This is a genomic window from Ruegeria sp. HKCCSP351 (genome assembly GCF_017872535.1).
Taxonomy (GTDB): Bacteria; Pseudomonadota; Alphaproteobacteria; order Rhodobacterales; family Rhodobacteraceae; genus Ruegeria.
In genome coordinates, this window is the sequence record NZ_JAEDOV010000001.1 from 285948 (window position 1) to 312334 (window position 26387).

24 protein-coding genes are annotated in these 26387 nt (G+C 56.4%); 10 read left to right on the plus strand and 14 right to left on the minus strand.

All coding sequences use genetic code 11. The features are described 5' to 3' along the window. Nucleotides 1–31: 31 nt before the first annotated feature. Nucleotides 32–1234 (plus strand): multidrug effflux MFS transporter, encoded by a 1203-nt coding sequence (locus I9182_RS01395; RefSeq protein ID WP_209596015.1) that lies wholly within the window; start codon nucleotides 32–34, stop codon nucleotides 1232–1234. A 115-nt stretch (nucleotides 1235–1349) separates the two neighbouring features. Beyond that, nucleotides 1350–1772, plus strand: coding sequence for a nucleoside-diphosphate kinase (gene ndk / locus I9182_RS01400; RefSeq protein WP_008757405.1), 423 nt, complete (start codon nucleotides 1350–1352; stop codon nucleotides 1770–1772). A 59-nt stretch (nucleotides 1773–1831) separates the two neighbouring features. Here ndk and I9182_RS01405 read toward each other — a convergent pair whose 3' ends face one another. Further along, nucleotides 1832–2179, minus strand: coding sequence for a TfoX/Sxy family protein (locus I9182_RS01405; protein WP_209504134.1), 348 nt, complete (start codon nucleotides 2177–2179; stop codon nucleotides 1832–1834). Between the two features lie 213 nt (nucleotides 2180–2392). Here I9182_RS01405 and I9182_RS01410 point away from each other — a divergent pair, with 213 nt between their 5' ends. From I9182_RS01410 to I9182_RS01420, 3 genes are read left to right on the plus strand one after another with little or no spacing between them, the layout of a single operon-like run. Further along, complete coding sequence (locus tag I9182_RS01410) at nucleotides 2393–3913, plus strand: CHAD domain-containing protein (RefSeq protein WP_209596017.1); 1521 nt, start codon at nucleotides 2393–2395, stop codon at nucleotides 3911–3913. A gap of 3 nt (nucleotides 3914–3916) precedes the next feature. Next, entirely contained in the window at nucleotides 3917–4309 is a 393-nt protein-coding gene (locus tag I9182_RS20345) for an AAA family ATPase (protein WP_245222456.1), read from the plus strand. Then, nucleotides 4293–4760, plus strand: coding sequence for a CYTH domain-containing protein (locus I9182_RS01420; protein ID WP_209596019.1), 468 nt, complete (start codon nucleotides 4293–4295; stop codon nucleotides 4758–4760). Before I9182_RS20345 ends, I9182_RS01420 begins: the two co-directional genes overlap by 17 nt. Here the strand turns inward: I9182_RS01420 and I9182_RS01425 are convergent. From I9182_RS01425 to I9182_RS01465, 9 genes are all read right to left on the minus strand, one after another. After that, a complete protein-coding gene (locus I9182_RS01425; protein ID WP_245222457.1) occupies nucleotides 4757–6070 on the minus strand; it encodes an ATP-binding protein in 1314 nt (437 codons plus the stop codon). The genes I9182_RS01420 and I9182_RS01425 overlap by 4 nt on opposite strands. A 49-nt stretch (nucleotides 6071–6119) precedes the next feature. Continuing rightward, nucleotides 6120–6800: a response regulator transcription factor gene (locus I9182_RS01430; RefSeq protein ID WP_209504130.1), complete on the minus strand. Its 681-nt coding sequence runs from the start codon at nucleotides 6798–6800 to the stop codon at nucleotides 6120–6122. Nucleotides 6801–6980: 180 nt separating this feature from the next. Continuing rightward, a complete protein-coding gene (locus I9182_RS01435; protein ID WP_209596022.1) occupies nucleotides 6981–8417 on the minus strand; it encodes a DegQ family serine endoprotease in 1437 nt (478 codons plus the stop codon). Nucleotides 8418–9166: 749 nt separating this feature from the next. After that, entirely contained in the window at nucleotides 9167–9766 is a 600-nt protein-coding gene (locus I9182_RS01440) for a nucleotidyltransferase family protein (RefSeq protein ID WP_209596024.1), read from the minus strand. A 31-nt stretch (nucleotides 9767–9797) separates the two neighbouring features. Next, complete coding sequence (locus I9182_RS01445) at nucleotides 9798–12215, minus strand: FAD-dependent oxidoreductase (RefSeq protein ID WP_209596025.1); 2418 nt, start codon at nucleotides 12213–12215, stop codon at nucleotides 9798–9800. Between the two features lie 96 nt (nucleotides 12216–12311). Next, on the minus strand, nucleotides 12312–13619 hold the full coding sequence (locus I9182_RS01450) for an HlyC/CorC family transporter (RefSeq protein ID WP_209596027.1): 1308 nt from the start codon (nucleotides 13617–13619) through the stop codon (nucleotides 12312–12314). 63 nt (nucleotides 13620–13682) lie between these two features. Then, nucleotides 13683–14639, minus strand: coding sequence for a site-specific tyrosine recombinase XerD (locus tag I9182_RS01455; RefSeq protein ID WP_209504125.1), 957 nt, complete (start codon nucleotides 14637–14639; stop codon nucleotides 13683–13685). A 2-nt stretch (nucleotides 14640–14641) separates the two neighbouring features. Continuing rightward, the gene (locus I9182_RS01460) at nucleotides 14642–16162 is read right to left on the minus strand and encodes a hypothetical protein (RefSeq protein WP_209596030.1); all 1521 of its coding nucleotides are present in this window, start codon (nucleotides 16160–16162) and stop codon (nucleotides 14642–14644) included. Next, a complete protein-coding gene (locus I9182_RS01465) occupies nucleotides 16152–16301 on the minus strand; it encodes a hypothetical protein (protein ID WP_209504123.1) in 150 nt (49 codons plus the stop codon). Before I9182_RS01465 ends, I9182_RS01460 begins: the two co-directional genes overlap by 11 nt. A 79-nt stretch (nucleotides 16302–16380) precedes the next feature. On the opposite strand from I9182_RS01465, the gene I9182_RS01470 reads away from it, so the two are divergent. Then, on the plus strand, nucleotides 16381–16968 hold the full coding sequence (locus I9182_RS01470) for a shikimate kinase (RefSeq protein ID WP_209504122.1): 588 nt from the start codon (nucleotides 16381–16383) through the stop codon (nucleotides 16966–16968). Further along, on the plus strand, nucleotides 16968–18080 hold the full coding sequence (gene aroB / locus I9182_RS01475; protein ID WP_209596032.1) for a 3-dehydroquinate synthase: 1113 nt from the start codon (nucleotides 16968–16970) through the stop codon (nucleotides 18078–18080). The genes I9182_RS01470 and aroB overlap by 1 nt, the downstream gene beginning before the upstream one ends. 9 nt (nucleotides 18081–18089) lie before the next feature. Here the strand turns inward: aroB and I9182_RS01480 are convergent, their stop codons facing one another. Both I9182_RS01480 and ssb read right to left on the minus strand, forming a co-directional pair. Next, nucleotides 18090–19160, minus strand: a complete 1071-nt coding sequence (locus I9182_RS01480) for a site-2 protease family protein (RefSeq protein WP_209504120.1) — start codon at nucleotides 19158–19160, stop codon at nucleotides 18090–18092. A gap of 18 nt (nucleotides 19161–19178) precedes the next feature. Then, complete coding sequence (gene ssb / locus I9182_RS01485) at nucleotides 19179–19667, minus strand: single-stranded DNA-binding protein (RefSeq protein ID WP_209504119.1); 489 nt, start codon at nucleotides 19665–19667, stop codon at nucleotides 19179–19181. 202 nt (nucleotides 19668–19869) lie between these two features. On the opposite strand from ssb, the gene I9182_RS01490 reads away from it, so the two are divergent. From I9182_RS01490 to I9182_RS01500, 3 genes are all read left to right on the plus strand, one after another. After that, complete coding sequence (locus tag I9182_RS01490) at nucleotides 19870–20448, plus strand: lytic transglycosylase domain-containing protein (protein ID WP_209504118.1); 579 nt, start codon at nucleotides 19870–19872, stop codon at nucleotides 20446–20448. 96 nt (nucleotides 20449–20544) lie between these two features. Then, nucleotides 20545–21507, plus strand: a complete 963-nt coding sequence (locus I9182_RS01495) for a LuxR C-terminal-related transcriptional regulator (protein ID WP_209504117.1) — start codon at nucleotides 20545–20547, stop codon at nucleotides 21505–21507. 130 nt (nucleotides 21508–21637) lie between these two features. Beyond that, nucleotides 21638–22624: an MBL fold metallo-hydrolase gene (locus tag I9182_RS01500; protein WP_209596034.1), complete on the plus strand. Its 987-nt coding sequence runs from the start codon at nucleotides 21638–21640 to the stop codon at nucleotides 22622–22624. Nucleotides 22625–22732: 108 nt separating this feature from the next. Here the strand turns inward: I9182_RS01500 and I9182_RS01505 are convergent, their stop codons facing one another. Both I9182_RS01505 and I9182_RS01510 read right to left on the minus strand, forming a co-directional pair. Further along, nucleotides 22733–24820, minus strand: a complete 2088-nt coding sequence (locus tag I9182_RS01505) for an ABC transporter ATP-binding protein (protein ID WP_209504115.1) — start codon at nucleotides 24818–24820, stop codon at nucleotides 22733–22735. Between the two features lie 93 nt (nucleotides 24821–24913). Then, nucleotides 24914–26377, minus strand: coding sequence for an ABC transporter permease (locus I9182_RS01510; RefSeq protein WP_209596036.1), 1464 nt, complete (start codon nucleotides 26375–26377; stop codon nucleotides 24914–24916). Nucleotides 26378–26387 lie beyond the last annotated feature (10 nt).

Below are 26387 nucleotides of genomic sequence, written 5' to 3' on the forward strand. Positions count from 1 at the left end.
GTCTCGTTTGTTTATTGAAGCGGTTTTCCACATGCGCGCGGCCCGGACGCCTCCATCCCTGATCACGTTGATCTTTGCCACGGCGCTGTCGGTGCTGACGCTCAACATGTTCCTGCCGTCGCTGGCGCATATGAGTGAAGATTTCGCCGTGGATTACGGCCTGATGAACCTGTCCGTTGCGGGGTATCTGGCGATTTCGGCAGTGTTGCAATTGATCATGGGCCCGTTATCGGATCGCTTTGGACGCAGGCCTATCCTTTTGATTTGTATGTCAATATTTTCCCTCGCGTCGATCGGATGCACACTGGCCGGATCGATCTGGGTTTTTCTTGGCTTCCGCCTGCTTCAGGCTGCTGTCGTCGCGGGCTCGGTCCTGTCCAGCGCGTCGATCAGAGACCGTTACGCACCGAATGAGGCGGCAAGCAAACTCGGTTACGTCGCGATGGCCATGGCTTTGGCCCCGATGCTTGGGCCGATGTTGGGTGGGGCGCTGGATATGCTTTTCGGCTGGCGTTCGGGGTTTGTCCTGTACTCGTTGCTCGGGGCAGGGTTGCTGGTGCTGCTTTGGTTCGACATGGGCGAGACCAACACGAACCGCTCGTCCACATTTGGTGCCCAACTGCGCGAGTATCCACATCTGTTCCGTGCCCGCAGGTTCTGGGGCTATGCCTTATGCGCAGCGTTTTCGATTGGGGGGTTCTACAGCTTTATCACCGGTGCGCCGCTGGTTGCTGCAGCGTGGTTCGACCTGAGCCCAGCAACGCTGGGGCTGGGGATTGGCATCATCACCGGCGGGTTCATGGTTGGCAATTTTGTTACCGGTCGGATTGCCGCCCGGACGCGTCTGACGACGATGATCTTGTCAGGGAGGATCGTGGCCTCGACCGGGCCGTTTTGCGGATTGATGCTGTTTCTCGCCAATCAAGGATCGGTCTGGGTCTTCTTCGGCTCGGCAATCTGTGTCGGCTTTGGCAACGGTTTGACCAATGCCAATGCCGCGGCTGGTGTCATGTCGGTACGCCCCGGGCTGGCAGGTAGCGCAGCAGGGCTGTCGGGGGCGATGATCGTGGCTTTGGGCGCTGTCCTGACCTCAATGACCGGCGCATTCGTCAGCCCCGAAAACGGGCCGTATCTGGTACTGGGCATGATGTGGGCCTGTAGCTTTGCTGGCTTGCTGGCGGTGCTTTACATCCGTCGACTGGACCGCTTCGACCCTTTGCCAGAGACAATCTGAACTACAAAGCCACCGGCAAAGCATCATTACACTTTTCATGGACCAAAGACCGTGATACCCGGCGCGCGATGGATTTCGGCGCGGGTCCCGCGTCATATTATAAGGAGAGGCCGACATGGCACTGGAACGCACATTCTCGATCATCAAACCCGATGCAACCCGCCGCAACCTGACCGGCAAGATCAACGCCAAGTTCGAAGAAGCTGGCCTGCGCATTGTGGCGCAAAAGCGCATTCACATGACCAAAGCTCAGGCTGGCAAATTCTATGACGTTCATGCCGAGCGTCCGTTCTATGACGAACTGTGCGAATTCATGTCGTCGGCTCCGGTTGTTGTTCAGGTTCTGGAAGGCGAAGGCGCCATTGCAAAGAACCGTGAAGTCATGGGCGCAACCAACCCTGCAGACGCAGCACCCGGCACCATCCGCGCCGAGTTTGCGGAATCGGTTGGTGAAAACTCGGTCCACGGTTCGGACGCTCCGGAAACCGCAGCAGTTGAAATCGCATATTTCTTCTCGGGTATTGAGCTGGTCGGCTAAGTTACAGCCATTGCTGACAAATAGGAGCCGCATCCTTGGTTGGGTGCGGCTTTATTCGTTCAGACCTGCTTTAGGTCCTTTGGTGCAACACGAACCCCGATGGCGTCCAGATCTGCAATCATCTGGTTTTCCGGAGCCGCCCCGTTACCGGCTTTGATTGCGTCGAACCTTTCGCGCAGGGCTTTTTTCTCGTCACCCTTGCAGTCGTTCCACGGGCGGCCCTGCAATCCCATCACCAGAACATAATATCCGATGAAATGCGCCCTGGTGCCTGCCCGCAACAGGCGGGCATAGGCTTCGTCCGGCCCCAGTTCTCGCAGCGCCTCAGCCGAATGAATACCAGCACGTGCGCAAGCCTGTTCAAAGGCCGGGCCAAGGTTTCGGATCGAAGATACTGGTTCGCTCATAGTGGTTTCTTACTTCGGTGCCCGGGGCCTGTCATCCCGTGAATATACTCGCTTGCAGTCATAATGGCTTGATGTCCTTTCGGGTTCCGCCGAGATTGAACAAGAAAACCCAGAATGGCGTTGGGGCAGCCCGCCAAACAAAGGGGCGGGCGCGCAAATGACCGTTGAGAAACCCGTAAACGGGTTTCTGAAATTGAACTGGAAAGGCGTATCATGACCAGATCGTCAGGCGATCAGTTCATTTTCCCAGCGAGGATTGACGAAACGGCTCTGGCAAATGCCATTGCCGGGTTTTCCCAAGAAGTTTCACCCGGTAGCCCCGTCAAAGCTTTCGCATTGCTCGATTGTCACGATCAGTCATTGCGCGCCTCGGGTCGTGCTTTGATCGATACCGGCGGGGTGTTGCACCTGCTGCGGAAGGATCACGGACCTTTGTCTCAGCAATACTCGGGGCATCTGCGATTTGTGCGGGACTTGTCAGAAGGGCCGGTTCAAAAGGGACTGAGCGACTTTCCTGAACTGCGGGCGCTGACGCGGATCGGTGTTGGAGAGATCAGGGTTCAGACCTTTGCCGTACTAGATGACCTGCAAAAGACAAAAGTCAGGGGAACTTTAACGTACATGTCGACGCCATCAGGGCAGGCGACCATTGTACGAATTCAGAAGTTGCGTGGGTACAAGAAGGCTTATCAGTTGGTCTGTTCCTCTATCGCCAGCATTACGGGCAGTGTTCATGATATTGAAACGCTCTATTCCAGCCTGATTCCAGACATGGTTCCCTATCAGGCCAAGCCTGAAATAAAGTTTGGTCAAGCGGATCCTTCCATCGAAGTCGCTGCGAAAATCATTCAAACATATCTGCGGGTTGCGCGGCAAAACGAAGAGGGTGTGATCGCTGACATCGACACCGAGTTTTTGCACGATTACCGAGTATCGTTGCGCAAGATCAGGTCGGTGATCAGCCTGTTCAAGGGCGTGTTGTCCGAGTCTCAGACGACCGAGCTGAAGCGGGTCTTTTCCGACCTCATGACCCGTACCGGACCTCTGCGCGATTTGGACGTCTATCTTCTGGAAAAAGACAAGTATTTCAATCTTATCCCGCCGAACCTTCACGTGGGATTGTCCGAGATGTTTGATCAGTTGCAAACGGAACGTGCACAAGAGCAACTGCGCCTGTCACGCTGGTTGCACAGCGCCGACTACACGACGACCATGACCGACCTGACCGCACTGTTTGCAAGTCCGGACCACTTGGACCTTGGACCAAACGCGCATCGCGGCACGTATGACTATGCCTGCGCGCTGATCTGGAAGCGTTATCGCAAGGTGTGCAAACTGGCGCGCGGTATTACTGTCAGTACGCCAGACAAGACGGTGCATGACCTTCGCATTGAATGCAAAAAGCTTAGATACCTGATGGAGTTGTTTGACCCTCTATTCGATTGGAATGGTTTGAGAATGATCCTTAAGCCGTTGAAAAAACTCCAGGATAGTCTTGGCTTGTTCAACGACTATTCTGTTCAGCAAGATGCGTTGCTGACCTTTGTAGCGTCGCGCGCCGATACGCAAGGCCGCGTGGATGCGCAGATCGGTTTGTCCGTGGGCGGGCTAATCGCTGTTCTTGATCAACGCAAGAAGACCGAACGAATGCGTGTTGTCGCAAGTTTTCATCAGTTCGACGGGCAAGACGTACGACACATGTTCCGCAGCCAGTTTCACCACAAAGTGGAATAAGGAATGAGGATCATTGCCTGTTACAGCAACAAGGGCGGTGTCGGAAAAACCGCGACTTCGGTGAACCGGGATTATGCCTATGCACAGGCTGGTCAAAGGATATTGTTATGCGATCTCGATCATCAGGGTGCGTCTGGGTTCTGTTTTCGAGCCGCCGATGAGATCGTTGTTCCCGTCAGTCGCACAACCTTGACCGAGCGGTCATTTGGTCAACTGGATGGCTTCTTCAACAAACGTGAGCTGCGCCAGAAAAGTTGCGAACGTTCTTTTCGATGGTGCAGCATCGGGTCTCTGTCGGCACTTACGCAGATCGCGGCGCGGTTGGTACGGCATATCGGGTGCTGTTTGATAAGCTGGAAGATTGAGCGGGGGTACCCTTATGAGCAGGGAACTTGAGCGCAAGTTTCTGGTGGCAAGGATGCCGGACCTGAGCCGCGCGGAAAAAGCAGAGGTGCGTCAGGGGTACCTCACCGCGCCGGAGGACTCGACCGAATTGCGCTTAAGGCAAAAGAACGATGTGTTTTTCCTGACCTTAAAAGGAGGCGGTGATCTTGTACGTGTTGAGCGTGAGACAGAGATAACCCGGGACCAGTTTGAAACCTTCTGGCCGGAAACTCGAGGACGCCGGATCGAGAAGGTACGTTACACGGATCAAATGCCGGACGGCCACCAGTTCGAGCTGGATGTTTTCTCAGGCGGCCTGGAACCCCTGTGTTTGGTTGAAGTTGAATTCCATACCAGTGAAGCCGCAAATGCCTATGTCCCACCGGATTGGTTCGGTGCGGATGTCACCGAGGATAAACGTTATAAAAACATGATATTGGCGGTAAACGGACTGCCGGGTTAACTCTGAATTGCCAGATTGATCGTGGTTTCCAAACCTGGGTTGCAGTTTCGGGCTGCGAATGTCCCGCCATGCATATGAGAAATCGCGGCAACCAGCGCGAGCCCCAATCCCGCGTTGCGTTCCGTCCGCGCCGGATCAAGCGTGACGAACGGAAGCTGAAGGCGATCCAACTCTCCGGGCGGAACACCCGGACCACGGTCCCGAACCTGCAATTGGGCAAATCCGTCCTCGGTACCGATTGAGATCGTGATTGTGGTATTTGCCGGTGCGTAGCGCATAGCGTTTTCCAGCAGATTGGAAAGAGCCTGCGAGAGGAGGGGCCGGTGCCCCTGAATTGCGGGGGCAGAGCCTATAACCTCAAGACGGACGTCCTGATCCGCGGCCACCGGATCATAAAGCTCCACGACATCGCCAACCAGTTGCTGCAAGTCAATGTCTTCGAATTGCTCGCGCCCCAGACCGGCCTCGGCCCGCGATATCTCGGTAAGCTGCCCCAAGACCCGCAAAACATGGTCGATTTCTCCCGTTGCCCGCGCAATGTCGATCTCGCGATCCAGATCGCTTTTGCCGGGCTCGGAAAGGGATTCGACCCGTTGGCGAAGGCGGGACAGAGGAGAGCGCAAATCATGTGCGATAGAGTTCGAGGTGGTGCGCAGATTACTGACCAGCTCTTCGATCCTGTCGAGCATGTTGTTCAACGTGCCAGAGACCTGATCGAACTCGTCCCCGGTTCCGCGTAGGGGCATCCTTTTGGAAAGATCGCCAGAAACGATGTTTTCGGCTGTGCTTGCGATGTCTGACAGGCGTGAAAACACCAGACGTGTGAACAGCCAGCCGGTGATCACGCTCAGGACAAATGCAATTGCCAGTGCCAGTGCCAGCGAACGGAACAGCACGCGGTCGAATTGTTGACGGACAGCTGCATCCCGGCCGACCAAAAGGCGTTCACCGCCAGGCAGGCGGATTGATGCCGCCGAGATAGGCACCAGTTGGTCATTGTCAGCCCTGCGCAACTCAAGGTCGACCCAGCCGCTTCCGGCGGTCACAGTGACCGGCCAGGTTTTCAGGTTACCCACAAGCTTCACGCCTTGCCGATCCGCCAGAAGATACAGCGCGTCTCGGTCGGGCGCGCTTGGAAGACGACGCTCGATCGCTGTGATCAGCCCGATCAGCCCGCGCCGTTCATATTCATCTGCAAGCCCGGTCAGTTCGGCGGACACGACTGATCGGGTCTCGGATTCGATGCTTCTGTTGGCTGTCACATAGACCAATGCCAACACGGACGCGGTCAGGAACGTGCTTAGCACCATGCTGGTGGCGACAAGTCTTGTTCGTGAATTATTAAGGGAAAGCCGAAGGTTATCCATCGGACATCATGTAACCTGCACCGCGAACAGTTTCAATCAAAGGTATGTCTCCGCCTTCATCCAACTGGCGGCGCAACTTTGAGATGTGAACATCCACAACGTTGGTGTTCGGGTCGAAATGATAATCCCAGACGCCTTCAAGCAGCATAGTACGAGACACGACACGGTTTTTGCGGCGCAGAAAGAACTCAAGGATCTGGAATTCACGAGGCGTCAGCGTAATCTCATGGCCGTCCCGCGTAACTTTGCGGGTCAGAAGATCCATTTCAAGATCCTTGCAGGTCAGCGTCGGCGTTTCCTCGGATTCCTGCGGACGTCGCAACAGGGCTTCGATCCGTGCATGAAGTTCCTGAAATGAGAAGGGCTTGACCAAATAATCGTCGGCGCCTGACCGCAATCCTTTGACGCGCTCGTCTACTGCGCTCATGGCCGTCAACATCAAGACAGGTGTTTTCAGCCCTGCTGCACGCAGGGATTTGATCAGCGACAGACCGTCCAGACCGGGAAGCATCCTGTCCAGAACAATGGCGTCGAACCCGCCATCTGTGGCGTGGTACAATCCTTCGCGGCCATCAGCAGCCGTTTCGACCACATAGCCTTCTTCGCCAAACCCTTTGGCAATGAAATCCCTGGTGTCAGCGTCATCTTCGACGATCAACAGACGGCGGCTCATGATGTGGTTCCTTTCCCTAAAGATTTAAACACAAAATTCAAACAAAGCATATGGTTTGCTGACGATCTTGCCGGGTGCTGGGCACGCACCCGGCAAGCCCGACGGACAGCGGACAACTCAGTTCCGTCGGGTGAGGCGCGCGCCGGTTCTCCCCATCAAGCAGCGCGCGCAAGGTATTGATCAGACCAGTTCGACGGCAACGAAGATCTGGCTGCCGGCCCGGTTGATCAGCACCAGTGCCGGGTCTGTTTTTTCGCTGTCCAGTGCCGCCTTCAGCGCTTCGGGTGTGAACGTGTCCTGATTGCCCAGTTTGACGATCACGTCACCGCGTTGCAGACCCGCCCGAGCCGCAGGGCTGTCCGGTTGCAGGTCTGTGACGACGACACCTTCGACGGCTTTGGCGATACCTGTCTCGGCTCGCACCGTTTCGGTCAGCGGGGCCACGGTGACACCAAGCGACGTGCCTGCCGCTTCGGATTCGACAGGGGTATCGGACTGAGCCGACGCTGCCTGATGCTGGCCAACGGTCAAAGTGACCGTTTCCTGTTTGCCATCGCGCAGAATGGTAAGATTACTTGCGGTGCCGACCTTGGTTGTGCCCACCAGAATGGGCAGGTCACCACTGGAGTCTACGGCTTCGCCGTTGAAGGACAGGATAACATCGCCTTGCTCCAGAACGCCATCTGCAGGGCTGTCGGCGACAACATCTGCCACCAGTGCACCCGAGGAGGCATCAATTCCCAGTGCCGCCGCAAGCTGCGGGCTGATATTCTGGATAGATACACCCAGCCACCCACGGCTGACCTGCCCGTCATCCTGCAGATCGGCCGCAATATGTTCAACGATGTTCGAGGTTACAGCAAATCCCAATCCGACAGATCCGCCACTGGGGGAATATATGGCCGAGTTCACGCCAACCACTTCGCCGTCCATGTTGAAAAGCGGGCCACCAGAGTTGCCCTTGTTGATGGCGGCGTCCGTCTGAATGAACTCGGCATAAGGCCCGTCCGAGATATTGCGCCCTTTGGCCGATACAATGCCGGTAGTAACTGTCGAGCTCAAACCAAACGGGTTGCCGATCGCAACGACATCTTCGCCAACGCGGATTGCATCGCTGTCACCCAGTTTGACAGCTTGCAGGCCCTTGCCTGCATCAATCTTCAACACCGCGATGTCGGTCAGCGGGTCGGTGCCAACCACCTCGGCCTCAAATGTTCGGTCATCACTTAAGCGAACGGTTACAGTCTCGGCATTGTCCACCACATGGTGATTGGTGACGACATAACCGGCTTCATCCAGTACAAACCCTGACCCGAGCCCTTGTGCCGGACCGCGTTGAGGCATGTTGAACCCTTCAGGCCCACCAAAACGTTTGAAGAATTCCCCAAACGGATGACCGTCAAAATCAAAACTCTGCCCCTGTGCGGGGCTTGGGGCGGCCTTTTGCTCGGCAATGATGGTCACAACCGACGGGGAAACGGATTCGACAAGATCGGCTAGCGCCTCATCCGCCATCGAAGGTAAAGCGGTTGTGGCCAGCATGGCTGCGCCCAATGCGCTAACACCCATCCAGTTGGATGTGCGGGGAAGTAAAAGCGAAGATTTTCGGATGCTCATTTCTGTCTCCTGGTTTGATCACGCAATTTCCGTTGCGCGTTGAGACATGAGATGCACTGTCAGGATTGGGGTTTCCTGACTGATCAATTAATAAATCTTAATTTTGCCACAAAGCGGGTGTTTTGTGGCGAAAGACGTTGATCAGGATTCGCTGATTTAACCGAGGAGGTCGAAGGCGAATCGGAGGATTGTTGCCAAAACAGACGTCAAATTTTCAAAAAAGTTGTATTTTCATTGTTTTGTTGACAATGCTTTCACTGAACAGTGGGGAAAAATGCTGCTCTTCCAATGGTTGTGGGCGAGTCCGGGGGTCTTCGGACTTGACGCTATAACTTTGCTGAGAGGCAGCTGAATGGGCGCATAAGTTTGCGCTTAATTCCGAATCGTTGATTTGTGCATCGAATGAGGATCGCCTATAGGTTGAACGAGCCCCAGGGCTATGTTGCCTAAAAGCCAAATCGAGATGCGCTAAATTAACCTATTCATCCAATTTTACGTTGTTTCTAAGGATCGGATAAGTGAGGATGAAATTGCCCAAGTGAGGGGAAGCCAAAAGCGCTAGGGGGCGCTGGCGGCTAACTCAGTTACCGGAAGTTTTAGCGGCGTGTTAACGAGGGGGTCTTGTTTAGGTTTAGCGGCTAGGGAACCAGAGTGTCTTAAAGACCTATTGGTCAAACTTTTGGAATTGTAGAAAGTGGTAGTCCTGTATTGGGCACCGGCCCGGTCGATATCGACCGGGCCGTGTTTATTCAAGAAGTACACTTTTTGCGCCAGGCGTCCCAATCTTCCGGTGTATCCAGATCTAAAACCGCGTTTTGACCGGGCAGGGGTTGCAGGAATACGCCGCGCTGTTGTGAGCGAACCACCGCCTGCGCGCCGTGATCGCCGTGTAATGCCGAAAGCTGAGTGAAAAGCGTCCGATCGAAGATCACCGGGTGCCCGGGCTTTCCATCTGCGGTTGTTCCGCGCCAGACTACATTGTCGGGATGCAATTGGCGTGCTTTCAAGATCGTTCTCAGATCGGTCTGGGTCAGGTCAGGTAAATCGGCCAGCAAAACCATGACTGCGGGTGCATCTGCAGGAAGGTATTCGATGGCGGTGCGCAAACTGGCGTTCATTCCCTCGGCCGCGTCCGGAACCGGAACCGTCTGAACATCCATTCCCGCAAGAGCATCATATCTTGGGTGCGGGCGCGGTGGCAGGGCGACAAGGACAGGCGCCACGCCACGCGCAAGGGTCGCTGTACGGGTCAGCAGTGGAATGCCGTCGATTTGCTGCAGAAGCTTGTCCAACCCGCCCATGCGGCTGGATTGACCGGCGGCAAGCAGGATGATGGGTATTTCAGTCACTGAGCCACACTGCCGTCAGTCATGTGTGCTGTCATCCCCTCATGCGTCTACCATCTGGGTCAAACAAAGGTGTCGAGATAACCTTCGCTTTGCGCATCTGCCCCAGAATCTCGATTTCAACCTCCAGACCATCTTCTATACGCCCGGACGGCAGAAAACCCATGGCGACGGATTTTTGCGCAAAATGAGAGTAGCCGCCCGAGGTACAGAACCCAACAACTGCACCATCCAGCCAGATCGGTTCATAGGCGTTGACGTCTGCATCGTCCGTATCAACCTCGAAGGCTGCCAGCTGGCGGGTGGTTCCATTGGCCCGTTCTGCTTCCGCTGTATCGCGGCCGATGAATTGGGTGTTTTTGCTGAATGCAATGAAACGATCCAATCCCGTTTCCGCGGCGGTGTAATCTGGCGAATACTCTCGCATCCATGAGCCAAAGAACTTGTCCAGCCGCAGGCTCATCATCGCGCGCATTCCGAACGGAACAATGCCGTGGGGTTGTCCGGCCTCGCACAGCGTCCACCAAAGCTGACGCTGCGCTAAGGGGTCGCAATAGATTTCATAACCCAGATCGCCCGTATAGCTGACACGCTGAACGACACAGTCGGTCATGCCGACAGTCATCCGGCGCACGTTGAGGAAGTCGAAATCCGTCAGGTCGTCGCGGGTGCAGGCCGCCAGAACCTGTGTTGCCTTTGGGCCGGCAATCTGGAAGCCGTTCAACCGGTCGCTGACGTTTTCTATCCTCACGTCGTCCTGAGCGTTTTGCTGGAACCACCGCATGTGGAAAGCCTGACTGCCGTAGGACGCCGTAAGCTGGAACTCGGTGTCCGTCAGGCAGGAAACGGTGAAATCGCCAATTAGCTTGCCCTTGTGCGACAGCATCGGGGTCAGAGACAGCCGACCGGGTTTCGGAATGCGGCCTGCCATGATCCGGTCCAGCCAGTTCCGAGCACTGGGTCCGGTGATGCGGTATTTGCCGAAATTGTGGACTTCGTTGATACCCACAGCTTCACGCACTGCCCGCACTTCGCGCCCAGTCGCCGCGAACGCGTTCGAGCGGCGGAAGGATGGTGTTTCAAATCCCGGCTCATCTTCCTGCGCAAAATAGTTTGGCACCTCAAGGCCGTATTGCTGCCCCCAGACTGCGCCAAGATCGCTGAAGATGTCATACATTGGTGTTGTGCGGTTGGGGCGTGCAGCGGGCAGTTCTTCGTTCGGATAGGCGACGCTGAAGCGTTTCTGGTAATTCTCGATGACTTTGGGGCGGGTATAACCTGGGCTGATCCAGTCGCCGAAGCGGGCAACATCCATGGCAAACACATCTCGCTCGGGCTCGCCTTCGATCATCCACTGCGCCAGCGTCAGGCCAACGCCGCCACCCTGACTGAACCCGGCCATTACACCGCAGGCCGACCAGTAGTTGCGCAGCCCGGGTACAGGGCCGACCAGCGGGTTGCCATCAGGGGCAAAGGTAAACGGCCCATGGATCACCGATTTTATCCCAGCCTCAGCCAGCACAGGAAAGCGGCGATACGCGAATTCGATACTGTCGGTGATCTTGTCATAATCATCGGGCAGTAACTCGTGCCCGAAATCCCACGGTGTGCCGTCTACTGCCCAGGGCTTGCAGGGCTGTTCGTAGAACCCGATGCACAGGCCGCGCCCTTCCTGCCTCAAATAGCTTTCACCTGCCGGATCCATGACATGCGGATGCTCGCCACCCGCATCGATAATCGCTTCAATCTGTGGGATCGCGTCGGTGACAAGGTATTGATGTTCCATCGGGTGCAGGGGGAAATAGACACCCGCCAGGGCACCAACTTCACGCGCCCAAAGCCCGCCTGCGTTAACAACGTGTTCGGCATGGATTGTGCCTTTGTCAGTGACGACATCCCAGCTTCCATCGGGGCGCTGGTTGGTTTCACGCACCATGCAATGGGTTTCGATCGTGGCGCCGCCCATTCGCGCGGCCTTGGCATAGGCATGGGTGGTGCCTGACGGGTCCAAATGACCATCCAGCGGATCGTAAAGAGCGCCGATAATTCCGTCGGTGTTCGTAATGGGCGCGATCTTTTTGATTTCTTCCGGGCCGACGATTTCTGTCTCAAGCCCCATGAACCGATGCTTGGCGCGCTCGGCCAGCAGCATATCAAACCGGTCCTGATTATCGGCAAGTGTCACACCGCCCACGTGGTGTAGGCCACAGGACATGCCGGTAATCTGTTCCAGTTCTTTATACAGCCTGATCGTGTAGCCCTGCAGCGCCGCCATGTTGGTGTCGCCGTTGAGGGTGTGAAACCCGCCTGCCGCATGCCAGGTCGAGCCGCTGGTCAGTTCGGACCGTTCCAGCAACATGACGTCCGACCACCCAAGCTTGGTCAGGTGAAAAAGAACCGAACATCCGACAACGCCGCCACCAATGACGACCACCTGGCATGTGTTTTTCATCTGCTCCTCCTTTTCTGGTAGGACGGTGCAGACCAACGATAAAGCATTCTGTCATACGAGCGACAGAGCGCGTCGTTTTTGTCTTGCGTCCAAACCCTATAAGGGCCGCACTTTCAGGGCTGTGATACGATTGCCTTCGCGTGCTGTGACCTCGAACCGGAAGCCATGGAACGAAAACACTTGTCCAACAACCGGGATCATTTGGGCTTCGTGGATGACCAGACCAGCAAGAGTGTTGGCCTCTTCATCCGGTAGCGACCAGTCCAGCGCACGATTGACATCGCGAATGGTCATAGCACCTTCGACAAGGAATTGGCCATCATCCGTCCGCACAACCGGTACCTCTTCGGCAATATCGAACTCATCGGCTATTTCGCCCACGATTTCTTCCAGAATATCTTCAAGCGTAATCAGCCCACGCAATGAGCCATATTCGTCCACCACCAGCGCAAAATGACCATGCATCTTCAGAAACTCGCGCATCTGGTCATCCAGAGTTGTGGTCTCTGGAACGAAATAGGGGGCATTTGCGACTTTGCCGATGTCGAAGCTGGCCAGCCGGTCAGTGCTGCCGTCACTGCTGCCAGCCTGTGCATACATCGCGCGGAACAAGTCCTTGGCGTGAACAACGCCGACAATGTTCTCCTGCTCGTCCCTGAAAACAGGCAGACGAGTGTGGGGGCTTTCAAGGCATTGCCTCAGGATAGCTTCGGGTGGGGCGTTCGCATCGATCATCTCGATGTTGGAACGGTGGAGCATGATCTCTTCCACCGTGCGGTCGCCCAGATCCAGCGCGCCGAGGATGCGGTCGCGATCTTCCTTTTCAACCACCCCTTCGGAATGGCCCAGTTGCAGAGCGCCTGCGATTTCTTCGCGCACGGCCAGAATGTTGCTGTCAGGATCGATCTGAACTCCGAACAGGCGCAATACGCCACGCACCAACAATCGAACGGCCGCGACGACAGGTGAAAACACCGTCACGACCACGCTGATGATCGGTGCAACGGCCGCAGCGGCCTTTTCGGAATTGGTGATGGCGTAGGTTTTGGGCAGCACTTCGGCAAAGATCAGCACCAGAAAGGTCATGACCAGGGTCGCCAATGCCACGCCGCTTTCGCCGAAAAGACGTGTGAACAACGCTGTCGCCAGCGACGCGGCCAGAATGTTGACGAGGTTGTTGCCCAGCAGAACCGACCCAATCAGACGTTCGTTGTCGTCGGTTATTTCCAGCGCCTTTTTAGCCCCGCGCGATCCCTTGTCGGCCTGAACGCGCAGTTTCCCCCTTGATGAGGCGGTCAGCGCCGTTTCCGAGCCCGAGAAAAATCCGGACAGGATAAGCAGGAACAGGATAGCGCCGGTCGTAACCCAGAATGCGCCGTCGAACATAGAAGGTAAGGGTTCCATTGGTCCTTGATAGATTTGTGTACTGCATCCGTTATGGGGACGTCGCCCCGCTGGATCAAGGTCTTAGCCCTTGTCCTCATTGCGGTCCTTGCTCAGCGGGTGATGTTGCAACACCAGTTCCGCCAGACGTTCATCCAGAACATGCGTATAGATCTCGGTCGTCGCCACGTCTGCATGGCCCAATAACGTCTGGATCGATCTCAGATCAGCGCCGTTGGCCAGCAGATGCGTGGCGAATGCATGGCGCAGCGTGTGTGGTGTGACTTTTTCAGAAGAAACACCACCCCGTACAGCCAGTTCTTTCACCAGCAAAAAGAACCTGTGCCGTGTCAGATGACCGGACTTTCCGCGTGATGGGAACAGAAAGCGCGAGCGCTGAGCGCCTTTTTCCGCGGCCAAGTCCTCGGCCTCGTCCCGCGCGGTCAGCCACGCGGCCAAAGCATCCCGGGCCGGGGGCGACAGGGGGACCATTCGCTCTTTACCCCCTTTCCCCAGCACCAGCAGCATCCGGGGATCGCCACGGGCCGAAGAGACGGGCAGGGAGACAAGCTCAGTCACCCGCATTCCTGTGGCGTACAAAACTTCCATCAGACAGGTGTTTCTTAGCCTGTCAGCTTCGGTTCGCCCGGTTTGTCTGGCGGCCTCCAGCAAACGGTCAACTTCGGGCACATCCAGCGTCTTGGGCAACCGTTTCTGCCGGCCGGGACCTTTGATCTGAATGGCAGGGTTGGTCGCGCGCCAGCCTTCCTCAAAGCCAAACCGGTACAGCTGTTTTATAGCAGACAAACGCCGCGCGCGGGTCGAACGTGACAAGCCCTGTGCATCGCAGTCGATCAGGTAGGCTTCGATCAGGTCGCGATTTGCCTGATCAAATCCGGATTTCTTGCGGTCCAGCCATTCGGCAAAATCTTTCAGGTCGCGCCCATAAGCCAGCAGCGTATTGGTCGCAGCGCCAAGCTCCGCCGCCTGCGCCTGCAAAAACGTTGAAATCCACAGTGCATCTGATACCGGAGAGCCCATGATCAACGCTCTTGCAGGATCAAAAGGGACAGGGCGGCACGTCGCGCGGTGTCCTCCAGCCCAACGCGCCGGAATGTTGCAATTGCCGCTGTCAGATCCACCAGATTGCCCCGCGCGCCATGTGCAAACAGTTGCATGGCTTCAATAATGGCTTCGCCCAATTGACCGTTGGTCAGCAACGCATCAATGTCGCCTGGCACAGGCGCTGCCCATTCAAACCCCTGAGCGACGGCATCAGCCAAAGGGGACGGGGACACCGCGCGCCCGGGGTCGCCTTGTGCCAAAGCGGCAAGAAACTGGGTGTCGTTGGATGTGTCAGGTGTTGACAAGGCGGCCTGTTCGTAAAGCCCGGACAGCATCAGAATACGCCAGCGCAGGCTTTCGGTGGTGGCAACCGGCAATGTGACAGATGACAAGCGCTCGGCGAACAGTTCGGCAAACGGAACCTCAAGCCCGACACCACGCATCTGTTGCCAGACCGGCTGCAAGGTCTTTCCTATCGCTTCCGCGTTCCCGGTGTCCAACGCGCTTTCAAATCGCTGAACGGCAGCCACCCGATCCCAGACAGCACCTGAGGCTGCCGGATCACGCTCGGTATAAAGGCCCAGCAGCTGATTGGGGGTTAATGCGCCAATTCGGGTCAGCCGCTCCGCTGCTTCGATCTGTGCCTTCCAACCTGCGACATCGCGCAGATCCGCATTGGCAAACGCCCGTGGCAGCGGAGCGGAGGGAAGCCGTTCGCCAATTGCCTCAAACAAACGGAACGTCAGGGGATCAGGGTTTTCCGGCTGCGGCAGGTAAGCTGCGCCTTCATACAGTTCCGGGCTGAGGAAACGGTCCAGAACCGCCAGATCCTCGGGTGGAAGGATTTCAAGCGCATGAGCTGCCTCAAGTGTCAGCGCGGCTGAAACCCAATCCCCGCGGCGGGCCTTGCAGAAGATCTGAGCCGCATAGTCCCGCGAAAGATGCGGTTCAGCTATAAGGGCGGTACAGCTACGATCCTCATCCCCGGTCAAGAGCGTCGCATCGAACCAGCGCTTGAAACGGTCCTGCGTGTCAGTGGGCCCGGCCAATTGAACAAGCGACTGCGCCGGATCAGCAGCGCCCAGTTGCATCAATCGGTCCAGCCGTGCCAGCAAAAGGATTTCTTCAGCCAGAGGCCCTGACGGCGCGCGGGTTTCAGACAAGAGCAGCGTGAACAACAATCGCTGCATGGCCGGGTTGTCACGCACGTGGACGCCGGCGATCAGTTCGGCCAAACGATCCGCATCGCTGCCCTGCCAAAGGTCGACGGGCAGACCAGTGACTGAGGATGAAACAAGGCCCAGCGGCTGCGACAGCGCTTCAAGCGAAGTCACCTCAATTTCCGGCAATGCGCCATCTTGCGTGACCGGAGGTTCCAGCAGAACGGTTCCCGGCAGGTTTTCCGGCGGGTCTGTCAGCCATTCGATGGCGGATAAGGGTTCCTGCGCATGTGCCGACCCGGCAAGTGTGATTACCAAAAGCAGTTGCTTAGTTGACATCCAGTGCAACCGGCTCGCGAATTTCACTTTGAGGCGCAGAGAAATCCGCACCAAAGAATGGACCGACATAGGCATAGGCGACCAGCCCGATGAATGCCAGGCACAGAACATATATCAGGAATTTGATCAGACGGCTCATGGCGTCACGCTGCCTCAATTTTTGATTTTGACCAAGTTATAACTGGCATTTTTCCCAAGATCACGTCATTCACGGTGAAATGAGCGAAATTAAGCATAACACGCACTCAGCGGACGCGCAGACCCGGTTTGATCTACACAAAACCGTGGTTCTGGTCGGTATGATGGGGGCCGGAAAGTCAGCCGTGGGTCGCGCTTTGGCCGCTCGATTGGGTGTTCCTTTTCTGGACAGCGATGCCGAAATCGAATCAGCCGCCAACATGACCATCCCCGAAATCTTTGAGCGGGACGGGGAACCTTTTTTTCGCACCAAGGAATCACAGGTTATCAGCCGCCTGCTGGATGACAAAAAAGGCGTACTTTCAACGGGTGGCGGCGCGTTTCTTCAGCCTGACAACCGGCGTATGATCACCATGCGGGGTGCGTCGGTCTGGCTGCGGGCAGACCTGAAAGTTCTGTGGAGCCGTGTCCGCCACAAGGACACGCGCCCGCTGCTTCGTACTGCCGATCCTTATGCGACATTGAAAGCCCTCTACGAGGCGCGTGTTCCGGTTTACGCCGAGGCGGATCTGATCGTGGATTCGGATGGCGAAACTTCGATCGAGAATATGGTGGACCGGGTTGTCGACGCCTTGTTGGCGCGCCCTGATGTTTTGGAAATCAGATAATGCATCAAACAGTACAAGTTGAACTTGGGGACCGGTCGTATGACGTTGAGATCGGTCCGGATCTTCTGGCGCGCGCGGGCGATTGGATTGCACCGCTATTGGCGCGTCCTAAGGTGGCCGTCCTGACAGATGAAAGTGTCGCTGATCTGCATCTGGAAACGCTGCGTGCGGGTCTGAAAACCACCGGGATCGAAATGTCCGCGCTGGCCTTACCCGCCGGAGAGGCAACAAAAAGCTGGCCACATTTCGAACGCGCGGTTGAGTGGCTGTTGACTGAAAAGGTTGAACGCAGCGACGTTGTTGTGGCCCTTGGTGGTGGGGTAATTGGTGATCTTGCCGGCTTTGCCGCAGCCGTTCTGCGCCGAGGTGTTCGGTTCGTACAAATCCCCACGTCTTTGCTGGCGCAGGTCGACAGCTCTGTCGGGGGGAAAACAGGGATCAACGCCCCTCAGGGGAAGAACCTGATCGGCGCTTTTCATCAGCCATCGCTGGTTCTGGCCGATACATCTGTGTTGCAGACCATGTCCCAGAGGGACTTTCTTTCAGGGTATGGCGAAGTGGTGAAATACGGCTTGCTTGGGGATGCTGATTTCTTTGAATGGCTTGAGGCGAACGGGCAAAGGTTATCCTCGGGCGACATGGCCGCACGTGTGCGTGCGGTAACCCGCTCGGTTCAGATGAAAGCCGATATCGTGGCCCGGGATGAAACCGAACAAGGCGATCGCGCGCTTCTGAATCTGGGGCACACCTTCTGCCATGCCTTGGAGGCCGCCACAGGTTATTCCGACCGTCTTTTGCATGGCGAGGGTGTGGCCATCGGCTGTGCACTTGCGTTCGAGCTTTCATCCCGCCTTGGCCTGTGTTCACAAGAAGACCCAAGCCGGGTACGCGCGCATCTGCGAGCAATGGGTATGAAAACGGATCTGGCTGATATTCCGGGCGAATTGGCAAGTGCCGAGGCTCTGGTGGATCTGATGGGGCAGGACAAAAAGGTCGTGGACGGCCAGCTGCGGTTTATCCTGGCCCGCGGAATTGGTCAGGCTTTTGTGACCTCGGATGTGCCGAAGGATGCGGTCTTATCGGTTCTGTCGGACGCTCTCGCCCCGGTGTGACGCAAGGGGTTAACGACCCTGAATGACCATCAGCTCGCCGATGTTTTCGCGGGTTATATAACCGATCATGCGACCGCCATGGGTCAGAACTGCAATGGCCGGTGCCCCATTGTGCAGGTGTTCCAGCACGTCCTCGAGGCCGGTTGTCAGCAGGACTGTGGGGACGTTTGCATCCATGATCGAGGTCGCGGGCGCGGTTCTGGGCTGGTCGCTTGCAAGGGCGGTGAACAGGCGATCGCGTGTCACAAAGCCCAGCAACGTGTGATTTGGGTCCAGTATCGGAAATTCGTGCTGCGTGGTGTGAATGACGGCTTGTGCCGCTGTGCTCAGCGTATCACTGGGAGAAAGTGCGTGAAACTCGGTGATCATCGCGTCACGGGCCAGAACACGACGAACCGCAGATCGCAAAGCGACTTCCTGGCTTTCTGCATTGGCTGCAAAGAACACAAATACGGCGATCAATACCAGAATTGGATTGCCAGAGCTCAGCCCTAGAAATCCAAACCCGACAGCGACAACCTGGCCACCAACGGCTGCAACTCGGGTGGCTTTGACACGATTCATGCGTAAACACAGAAGGGCGCGAAAGACGCGGCCTCCGTCCATTGGGAAGGCCGGGATCAAGTTGAAGATGGCCAAAAGCAGATTGATATAGGCCAGCTTGTCCACAATCCTCACATTTGGTGACTCCAATTGCGCGAGGGTCTCTAGCGGCATACCTGCGCCAAGCGCGGCAAGGCCAATAAAGATAGCGATATTCACTGCCGGACCCGCAAGCGCCACCAGAACCTCTTGCATCGGTTTTTCCGGCATTCTCTCAAGCCGGGCCAGGCCGCCGATGGGCAGAAGGGTGATGTCGGGGGTTTTGATACCATAACGCCGCGCCATAAGGGCGTGACCGAACTCATGCGCGACAACGCAGGCAAACAGCGCCAGAACAAAGAGAAGGTTTTCTATCGCGGCTGGCACGCCACCGGCTGAGAATGCGGCAAAACCGACCCATGCAAGCAGCAGAAAAAAGGTGACATGGACCCTCAGTTCGGACCCGAGCAATCGGCCGAGAGAGAAGGACCATGTCATATTGTTACTCCGCTTTGGTTAGAACGGAATCTCGTCGTCGTCGATTCCGCCCGAGGCTGGTGCCGGAGAGCTGGATGGGCCGCCGTAGGGGTCACCGTAACCACCACCAGCCTGGCCACCACCATAACCGCCGCCACTGCCTCCACCGCCTTCACTACGACCGTCCAACAGGGTCAGTTCCCCGCGATAGGGGCGTAAGACAACCTCGGTCGTATATCGATCCTGACCGGATTGATCCTGCCATTTGCGGGTTTCCAGCTGGCCTTCGATATAAACCTTGCTGCCCTTGCGCAGATATTGCTCGGCGATGCGGGCCAGCGGTTCCGAGAAGATGGCAACTGAATGCCACTCTGTCCGTTCGCGCCGCTCGCCCGTGTTGCGGTCTTTCCAGTTCTCCGAGGTGGCAATGCGCAGGTTGCACACTTTGCCGCCGTTCTGGAACGACCGGACCTCGGGGTCGCGGCCAAGATTTCCCACCAGAATGACCTTGTTGACTGAACCCGCCATGTAAATCCTCGTTCTGTTCTGCGTAAATGCGCCGAATCTGGCGCAATGAGTTTCGTGAGACCCTATACGGCCTGCATCATGGTTGAAAACAGTTGATACAACACTGTGGAACAAGAGTCTTACTGTACTATTTACCAAGCTTTCATTTTTTGCGGGAATACCTATACTCCCACTGGTTTTTGATCGAGCAGGATAAGCAAAGATGCGTTCTTGGGTTGCTGGGTTTTCTGTTGCCTGCCTAGTATTGGCCGTTGCGCCGGTGCAGGCACAAACTTTGTCCAGCAAAAGCCGCAAGGATATTTTTCTGAAACAGGCGAAGGTTCTGGATTCTCGTGCGGCAACCCAGTACCGCGACTCGGCCCGGCTGAAACCCAAAACAACGCGTGATCAGGTCAGCAAACGGTATTCAGGAAAGTATCGCGGAGAATATCTGGAAATCGCGCGCCGTGTTGCTCGCCTTCACAGCATCCCTGAAGATCTGTTCTTGCGTCTCGTGCAGCAGGAAAGTGGATGGAACCCACAGGCGAAGTCACATAAAGGTGCGTTAGGACTGGCGCAGCTTATGCCACAAACGGCCGAGCTTTTGGGCGTAAACCCCCATGATCCCAAGCAGAACCTCGAAGGCGGTGCCAGATATCTGTCCTGGCAGTACCGCAAGTTCAAGTCGTGGCCTTTGGCGCTGGCGGCCTATAACGCGGGTCCCGATGCGGTTGAAAAGCACGGTGGTATTCCGCCGTACAAGGAAACCCAGAACTACGTGAAGGTTATCTGGGGCGGCTGAAACCGATGCTGCGCCGCAGAACGTCATATTCTTGATTCAGTGCAAAGCCTCCAACTAACCTGACAGGGTATCGCCCAGAAACTGGTGAGGCCCCAAATGCCTGCTGATCATCCGCAGATTCCCAAGGAAACGCTGGCAAACTGGCAGCAACTTGTTGATCTGGTCGCAGAACTGGCCGACGTGCCCGCAAGCCTGATCATGAAAACCGACGCGCCGGATCATGCGGTTTTGATCACATCCGATCACCCCGAGAACCCGTATCCGGTCGGTCTGAGTTTCCAGTTGAACCCCAAGCTGTACTGTCAGGGTGTTCTGGAGCGTGACGGAGAGTTGGTGGTCCAGGACGCCAAATGTGATCCGGTTTGGGCGGACAACGACGACCTGGAACACGGAATGACCTTTTACATCGGCTTACCGCTGAAATGGCCCGATGGATCGGTGTTCGGCACAATCTGTGTTCTGGACCGTAAACAGAACCGGCGGGCTCTGTTGTTCCGAGAGGGGCTGGCGCAGTTCGCGCGCATGGTCGAGTCGGATTTGGCTTTGTTGCAAGAGGTTTATCTGAGACGCGCGTTGGAGGAGAAACTGAACGAAACACTTGCCCAGCTTGAAACCCGTGTTTCGGATCGAACCCGAGAGTTGCAGGAGACGAACACGGCGTTGCGCGTATTGCTCTCAAGTCTCGACGATGACCGCAAAAACCGGGATCACGAAATCATCGAGCAGGTTCGTAGCAGAGTATTACCACATCTTGAAAAGGTTCGGGCGCAGCTTTCAGGGGATGAGGCGCAATTTGTCTATCTTGAGCTGGCCGAGAAGAACCTGAACGAGATCACATCTTCGATGTCTGACAAGTTGACGGATGCCTTCGCGGCAATGACCCCTACCGAAATGGAAATTGCACAGATGGTCATGTTTGGGAAAACCACGAAGGACATTGCCAAGGCCCTGTCCCGAGAGACGTCGACAATCGATTTTCACCGCAACAACATTCGCCGAAAACTTGGACTTGAGGGCCGGGATCAAAACCTGCGCAGTCATTTGCTCTCGATTTCGTGAATGTCGAATATGGGGAATGCCCCCATATTCCACCCCCATTTTTTCGGTCTGAGCTGATACGCCTTGGCTTGTTACCCTCTGGGATGAGGTGCCGAAAAACGGCGCACGTCCAACAGAGAGGTACATAGATATGGATCGCAAGGATCTGAAACCGACCATCCTGAAAGGGGACAGGGATCATCTGGCACCGGGGTTGTCTCGGCGGTCGTTTTTCATGGCGGCAGGTGCCGCCGGTGTTGGCGCGACAGCTTCAGTGCTGGGCGCGAAACCGGTCGAGGCGCAATCGCAGGCGTGGTTGCAACCAGGGAACAATAACCATGTGATCGACCTGCAGGGATCGACGGGGCAGGCCAGTGCCGGAATTGTCGGTATCGATTATTATGGTCATTGCGCCATCAAGATCACCTCGCCCAACGGCGCAACGGTCCTGTTCGACCCCTGGCGTGATGACCCGTCGGGCGCGTGGGGGCTTTGGTTCCGCAATGAGTTCCCCCAGATCCCGGTAGACATTACCCTGTCGACCCACGCGCATTTCGATCACGACGCGATCGAACGCCCAAGTTCGACCATGGTGCTGGACAGGATGGTGGGCAATTTCGAGTTCGCCGATATCAAGATCACTGGTTTTGCAGATAAACATGCCTGCGTGGCGCCGGGCTGGTACAACTGGACAAATGCACTGGCCGAATTTGGGGTCGAAGCCTGTCCGCCGAACAATGTGGGTCATATGGATATGGTGGTCTATCTGGTGGAAACAGGTGGCATTCGTACGCTGATCTGGGGTGACAATCGCCATAACCCGCCGCAGGAGTTTTGGGACGCCGTCGGACAGGTCGATGTTCTGACCCTACCGGTAGACGGGTCGCAACATATTCTGAGCTTCGATCAGGGTAATGACATCGTGGCCAAGCTAAAGCCCAAGATCACTATCCCAACTCATTACCTGAACGAAGTCACGTCTTACACGCTGACCACGCTGCAATCAGCAGACGAGTGGGTAAAGGGGCAGCAAAGCTATCAGATGCTTGACAGTGCCAGCCTGAAACTGGAGGCCGGAGAGATTGCTGGTATGAACCAGGAGTTTATGCATTTCGGCAACAATGTCATGACTGGCTGAACTTTTTGGGAACCACCACTCACATGCGTCGCCAGTCTCCTCGTGACACGCGGCGCTCACAGAAAGGGCCGGTCAACGACCGGCCCTTTCCAATGAAGATCCGCAAACCTATTCGGCCGCGACTTTGATTACGGGTTGCATCCGTGCCAGCACCTCTTCGGACAAGTGGCACTTCACCTGATGCCCCTCGGCCAATGTCTGCACAGGCGGCACATGCGACTCACAGCGCCCATCTGGCACTTCGGATTTCCAGCGACACCGTGTCTGGAACGGGCATCCCGGTGGTGGGTTCATGGCCGAAGGAATATCACCCTCCAGAACGATGTGCTGCTTTTCGACCGATGTATCGGCGATGGGAACAGCACTCAGCAGCGCTTCGGTATAAGGGTGGTAGGGGGGTGCAAAAACCTGATCAGTTGTGCCCAGCTCGACCACGTGTCCCAAATACATTACCATCACACGGTCGCTGAGGTATCGCACGATGGAAAGGTCATGGCTGATGAACAGCAACGTGGTTTTGTGCTCGCGCTGAATTTCCATCAGCAGGTCGGTCACCGCAGCTTGCACCGAAACATCCAGCGCCGATACGGGCTCGTCGGCGACCACGATGCGCGCATCGCCAGCAAAGGCACGCGCGATACCTACGCGCTGCTTCTGGCCACCTGACAGCTGACGCGGCATCCGGTCAGCAAAGGCGCGCGGCAGCTTCACCAGATCCAGCAGTTCCAGCATCCGCTTCTTGCGCTCGGCCTCAGAATTGCCAACACCGAAGATTTCCAATGCCCGGATGATCTGGCGCCCGACGGTCATCGACGGGTTCAGCGTGTCGAACGGGTTCTGAAACACCATCTGAACTTCACCAACGGTCTTTGCGTCGCGCTCTTCTATGGGCACCTGTTCGATATTGCGGTTGTCCAGCAGAATCTGCCCGTCCGTGGCCGTCTCAAGACCCATGAGAACTTTGGCAAAGGTGGATTTGCCGCAACCGGATTCGCCCACGATGGCCAATGTCTCGGATTCATGCGCCTCGAAACTGAGCGTTTCGTTTGCTTTCACAACCTTCTTTTCGCCACCACCGAACAGGGCATTAGCTGCAACCTCATAGTATTTCTTGAGGTTGTCCATCTTCAGAACGACTCTGCCGATCTCACCTTTCGCTTTCTGATCACCCACCGTGATTGGTGCGTTCCAGTCAATCTCTTTGAATTTCAGGCAACGGGTATGGTGCCGGTCATTTCCGGGCACCGCCTCCATCAGGATGTCCTTGGCGTCACAGCGACCCTCTTCGAAATAGTCGCAGCGCGGGCCAAAGTTACAACCAGGGGGCCGCTCATGGGGTAGGGGAAAGTTCCCCGGTATAGCCACCAGCGGGCGCGAATTCTTGTCGGCCCCCGGCAGCGGGATCGACCGGAACAGGGCCTGCGTGTAAGGATGCTGCATCTCGTCAAACACATCCTTGATCGAGCCGCGCTCGACTGCCTCACCCGAATACATCACGCAAAGCCGGTCGCAGGTTTCCAGAACCAGCCCAAGGTTGTGCGAAATGAACAGCATCGAAGTGCCGTATTTCTTGCCCAGATCCTTCACAAGTTCGACCACCGCAGCCTCAACCGTCACATCAAGTGCCGTCGTTGGTTCATCAAGGATCAGAAGCGCCGGTTTTGACATCAGTGCCATTGCGATCACGATCCGCTGTTGCTGACCGCCTGACAGCTGGTGCGGGAACGAGTTGAGCATTCGTTCGGGGTCCGGCAGGCGCACATCGGTGACAACTTCCAGCGCGCGCGAATACGCTTCTTCCGCGCTGACGCCCTCGTGAATCATGGGCACTTCCATCAGCTGCTTGCCGATCTTCATCGCCGGGTTCAGCGAGGCCATCGGTTCCTGATAGATCATCGCGATCTCATTGCCGCGTATGTCTCGCAATTCATCTGAACTCATTTCCGCCAGATCACGACCCTTGAACTTGATTGTACCGCCAACGATGCGACCGTTTTTGCCAAGGTCCTGCATGACACCCAACGCCACCGTGGACTTACCGCAGCCGGATTCACCGACCAGACCAACAGCTTCACCGGGTTGCACGCTGACAGAGAAATCCATCACGGCCGGAATTTCCCGCAGGCGGGTAAAGAAGGAAATCGACAGCTTGTCGATCTCCAGGATCGGGCCGTCATAATCCGCCATCTTGCTCATCTTGTATCTCCTCACCAGATCGAGGGGATCCTCTTCATCTGGCTAAAAATATCTCGGGGGGTCCGGGGGGCTGGCCCCCCGGTCGCTTTCACATCAGTCTTTCAGACTTTCTTCGCGCAACCCGTCGGCCAGCAGGTTCAGACCCAGAACCAGCGTCAACAAGGCCAGCGCGGGTGGCAGAGCAGGGTGCAGGTAGATCGACAAAAGCTTGCGCCCCTCGTTGATCGTCGACCCCCAGTCAGGGCTTTCAGGTGGCAGGCCCAAACCAAAGAAACCTAAGGTTCCCAGTAGGATGGTGGTATAGCCAATACGCAGACAGAAATCGACGATCAGCGGGCCGCGCGCGTTGGGTAGGATTTCCCACAACATGATGTACCACGGACCTTCGCCACGGGTTTGTGCTGCCGCCACGTAGTCCCGTGTTTTGATGTCCAGCGCCAGTCCGCGCACGATGCGGAAAACGGTGGGCGAGTTCACAAAGACCACCGAGACGAAGACCACCAGAATACCGCCGGGGATATCGAACAGATCCAGATAGGTCGGCAGACCCCAGATACGATAGGCGTCGGTATTAATGATGTAGCCACCGGTCGAAATCAGAGACAAGTAGAACCAACCCGCTACCCCTAAAACTCCGATCAACAGCGGTGTTCGGAAGTTCGGTCTGGTATAATATCGTGAGTTCAGCAGCACACCGAGGAAGATGATCGGGAATACGAACAAGACGGCCGCCATGTAATTCGGTACCCCGGTCGCAACGATCTCGGGCGTGACCAGCAGATAGAACAGCAAGATCACCGGGAAGGCCAGAATCAGGTTCGCAAGGAACGACAGCAAAGTATCCAGCCGACCACCATAATAGCCTGCCGGAAGGCCCAACGTGATGCCAACCATGAAGGCAAACATCGTGGCAAGCGGGGCGATCTGAACAACAATCCATGCCCCTTTGACCATGCGGCTGAACACATCGCGGGCCAGATTGTCGCCACCCAGCAGATACCAGGCGTATTGACCGTCCTCTAGATTGGAAAGTGGCGTACCTGGCACTTTGTTCTTCATGCCCGAAACCTGTGACAGCGGGTCATGCGTGACGATCAAATCCATCGCGCCGAATACTCCGGTGAAAACCCAGAACATTACAAGGCCAAAGCCGATCATGCCGATGGGACTGTCAAACAGTTTGCCGTAGAGGCCAAGCTTGCGTTTGAAAGCGATCGACATGGCATAAAGGATGATCAACGACACCCATACAGGCAAGAACTGCTGGGACATGGCGCCAATAATCCCGGCGCTGGTGCCCATCACAACGCCCAGCACGATATAGGCGAGTGCGATTCCGACACTGGCCAAGAAACTGTAGCGCAGTGCAAGTTGTATCAGTGTCCGCAGGCCCGAGCTTGAGCTCAACGTACCGTCCGGGTTCACCGTCATCTGGTCTTCGGGCAGCACGATGCTGGCCAGCATCCAGACGGCAATGGATAAGACCATTAGCGCAAGGCCAAGGGCAAAAAGCGGGTTCAGGAAGGCGATAGAGCCGGTCCAGGTAAGTGGTTCCATGATCTAACCC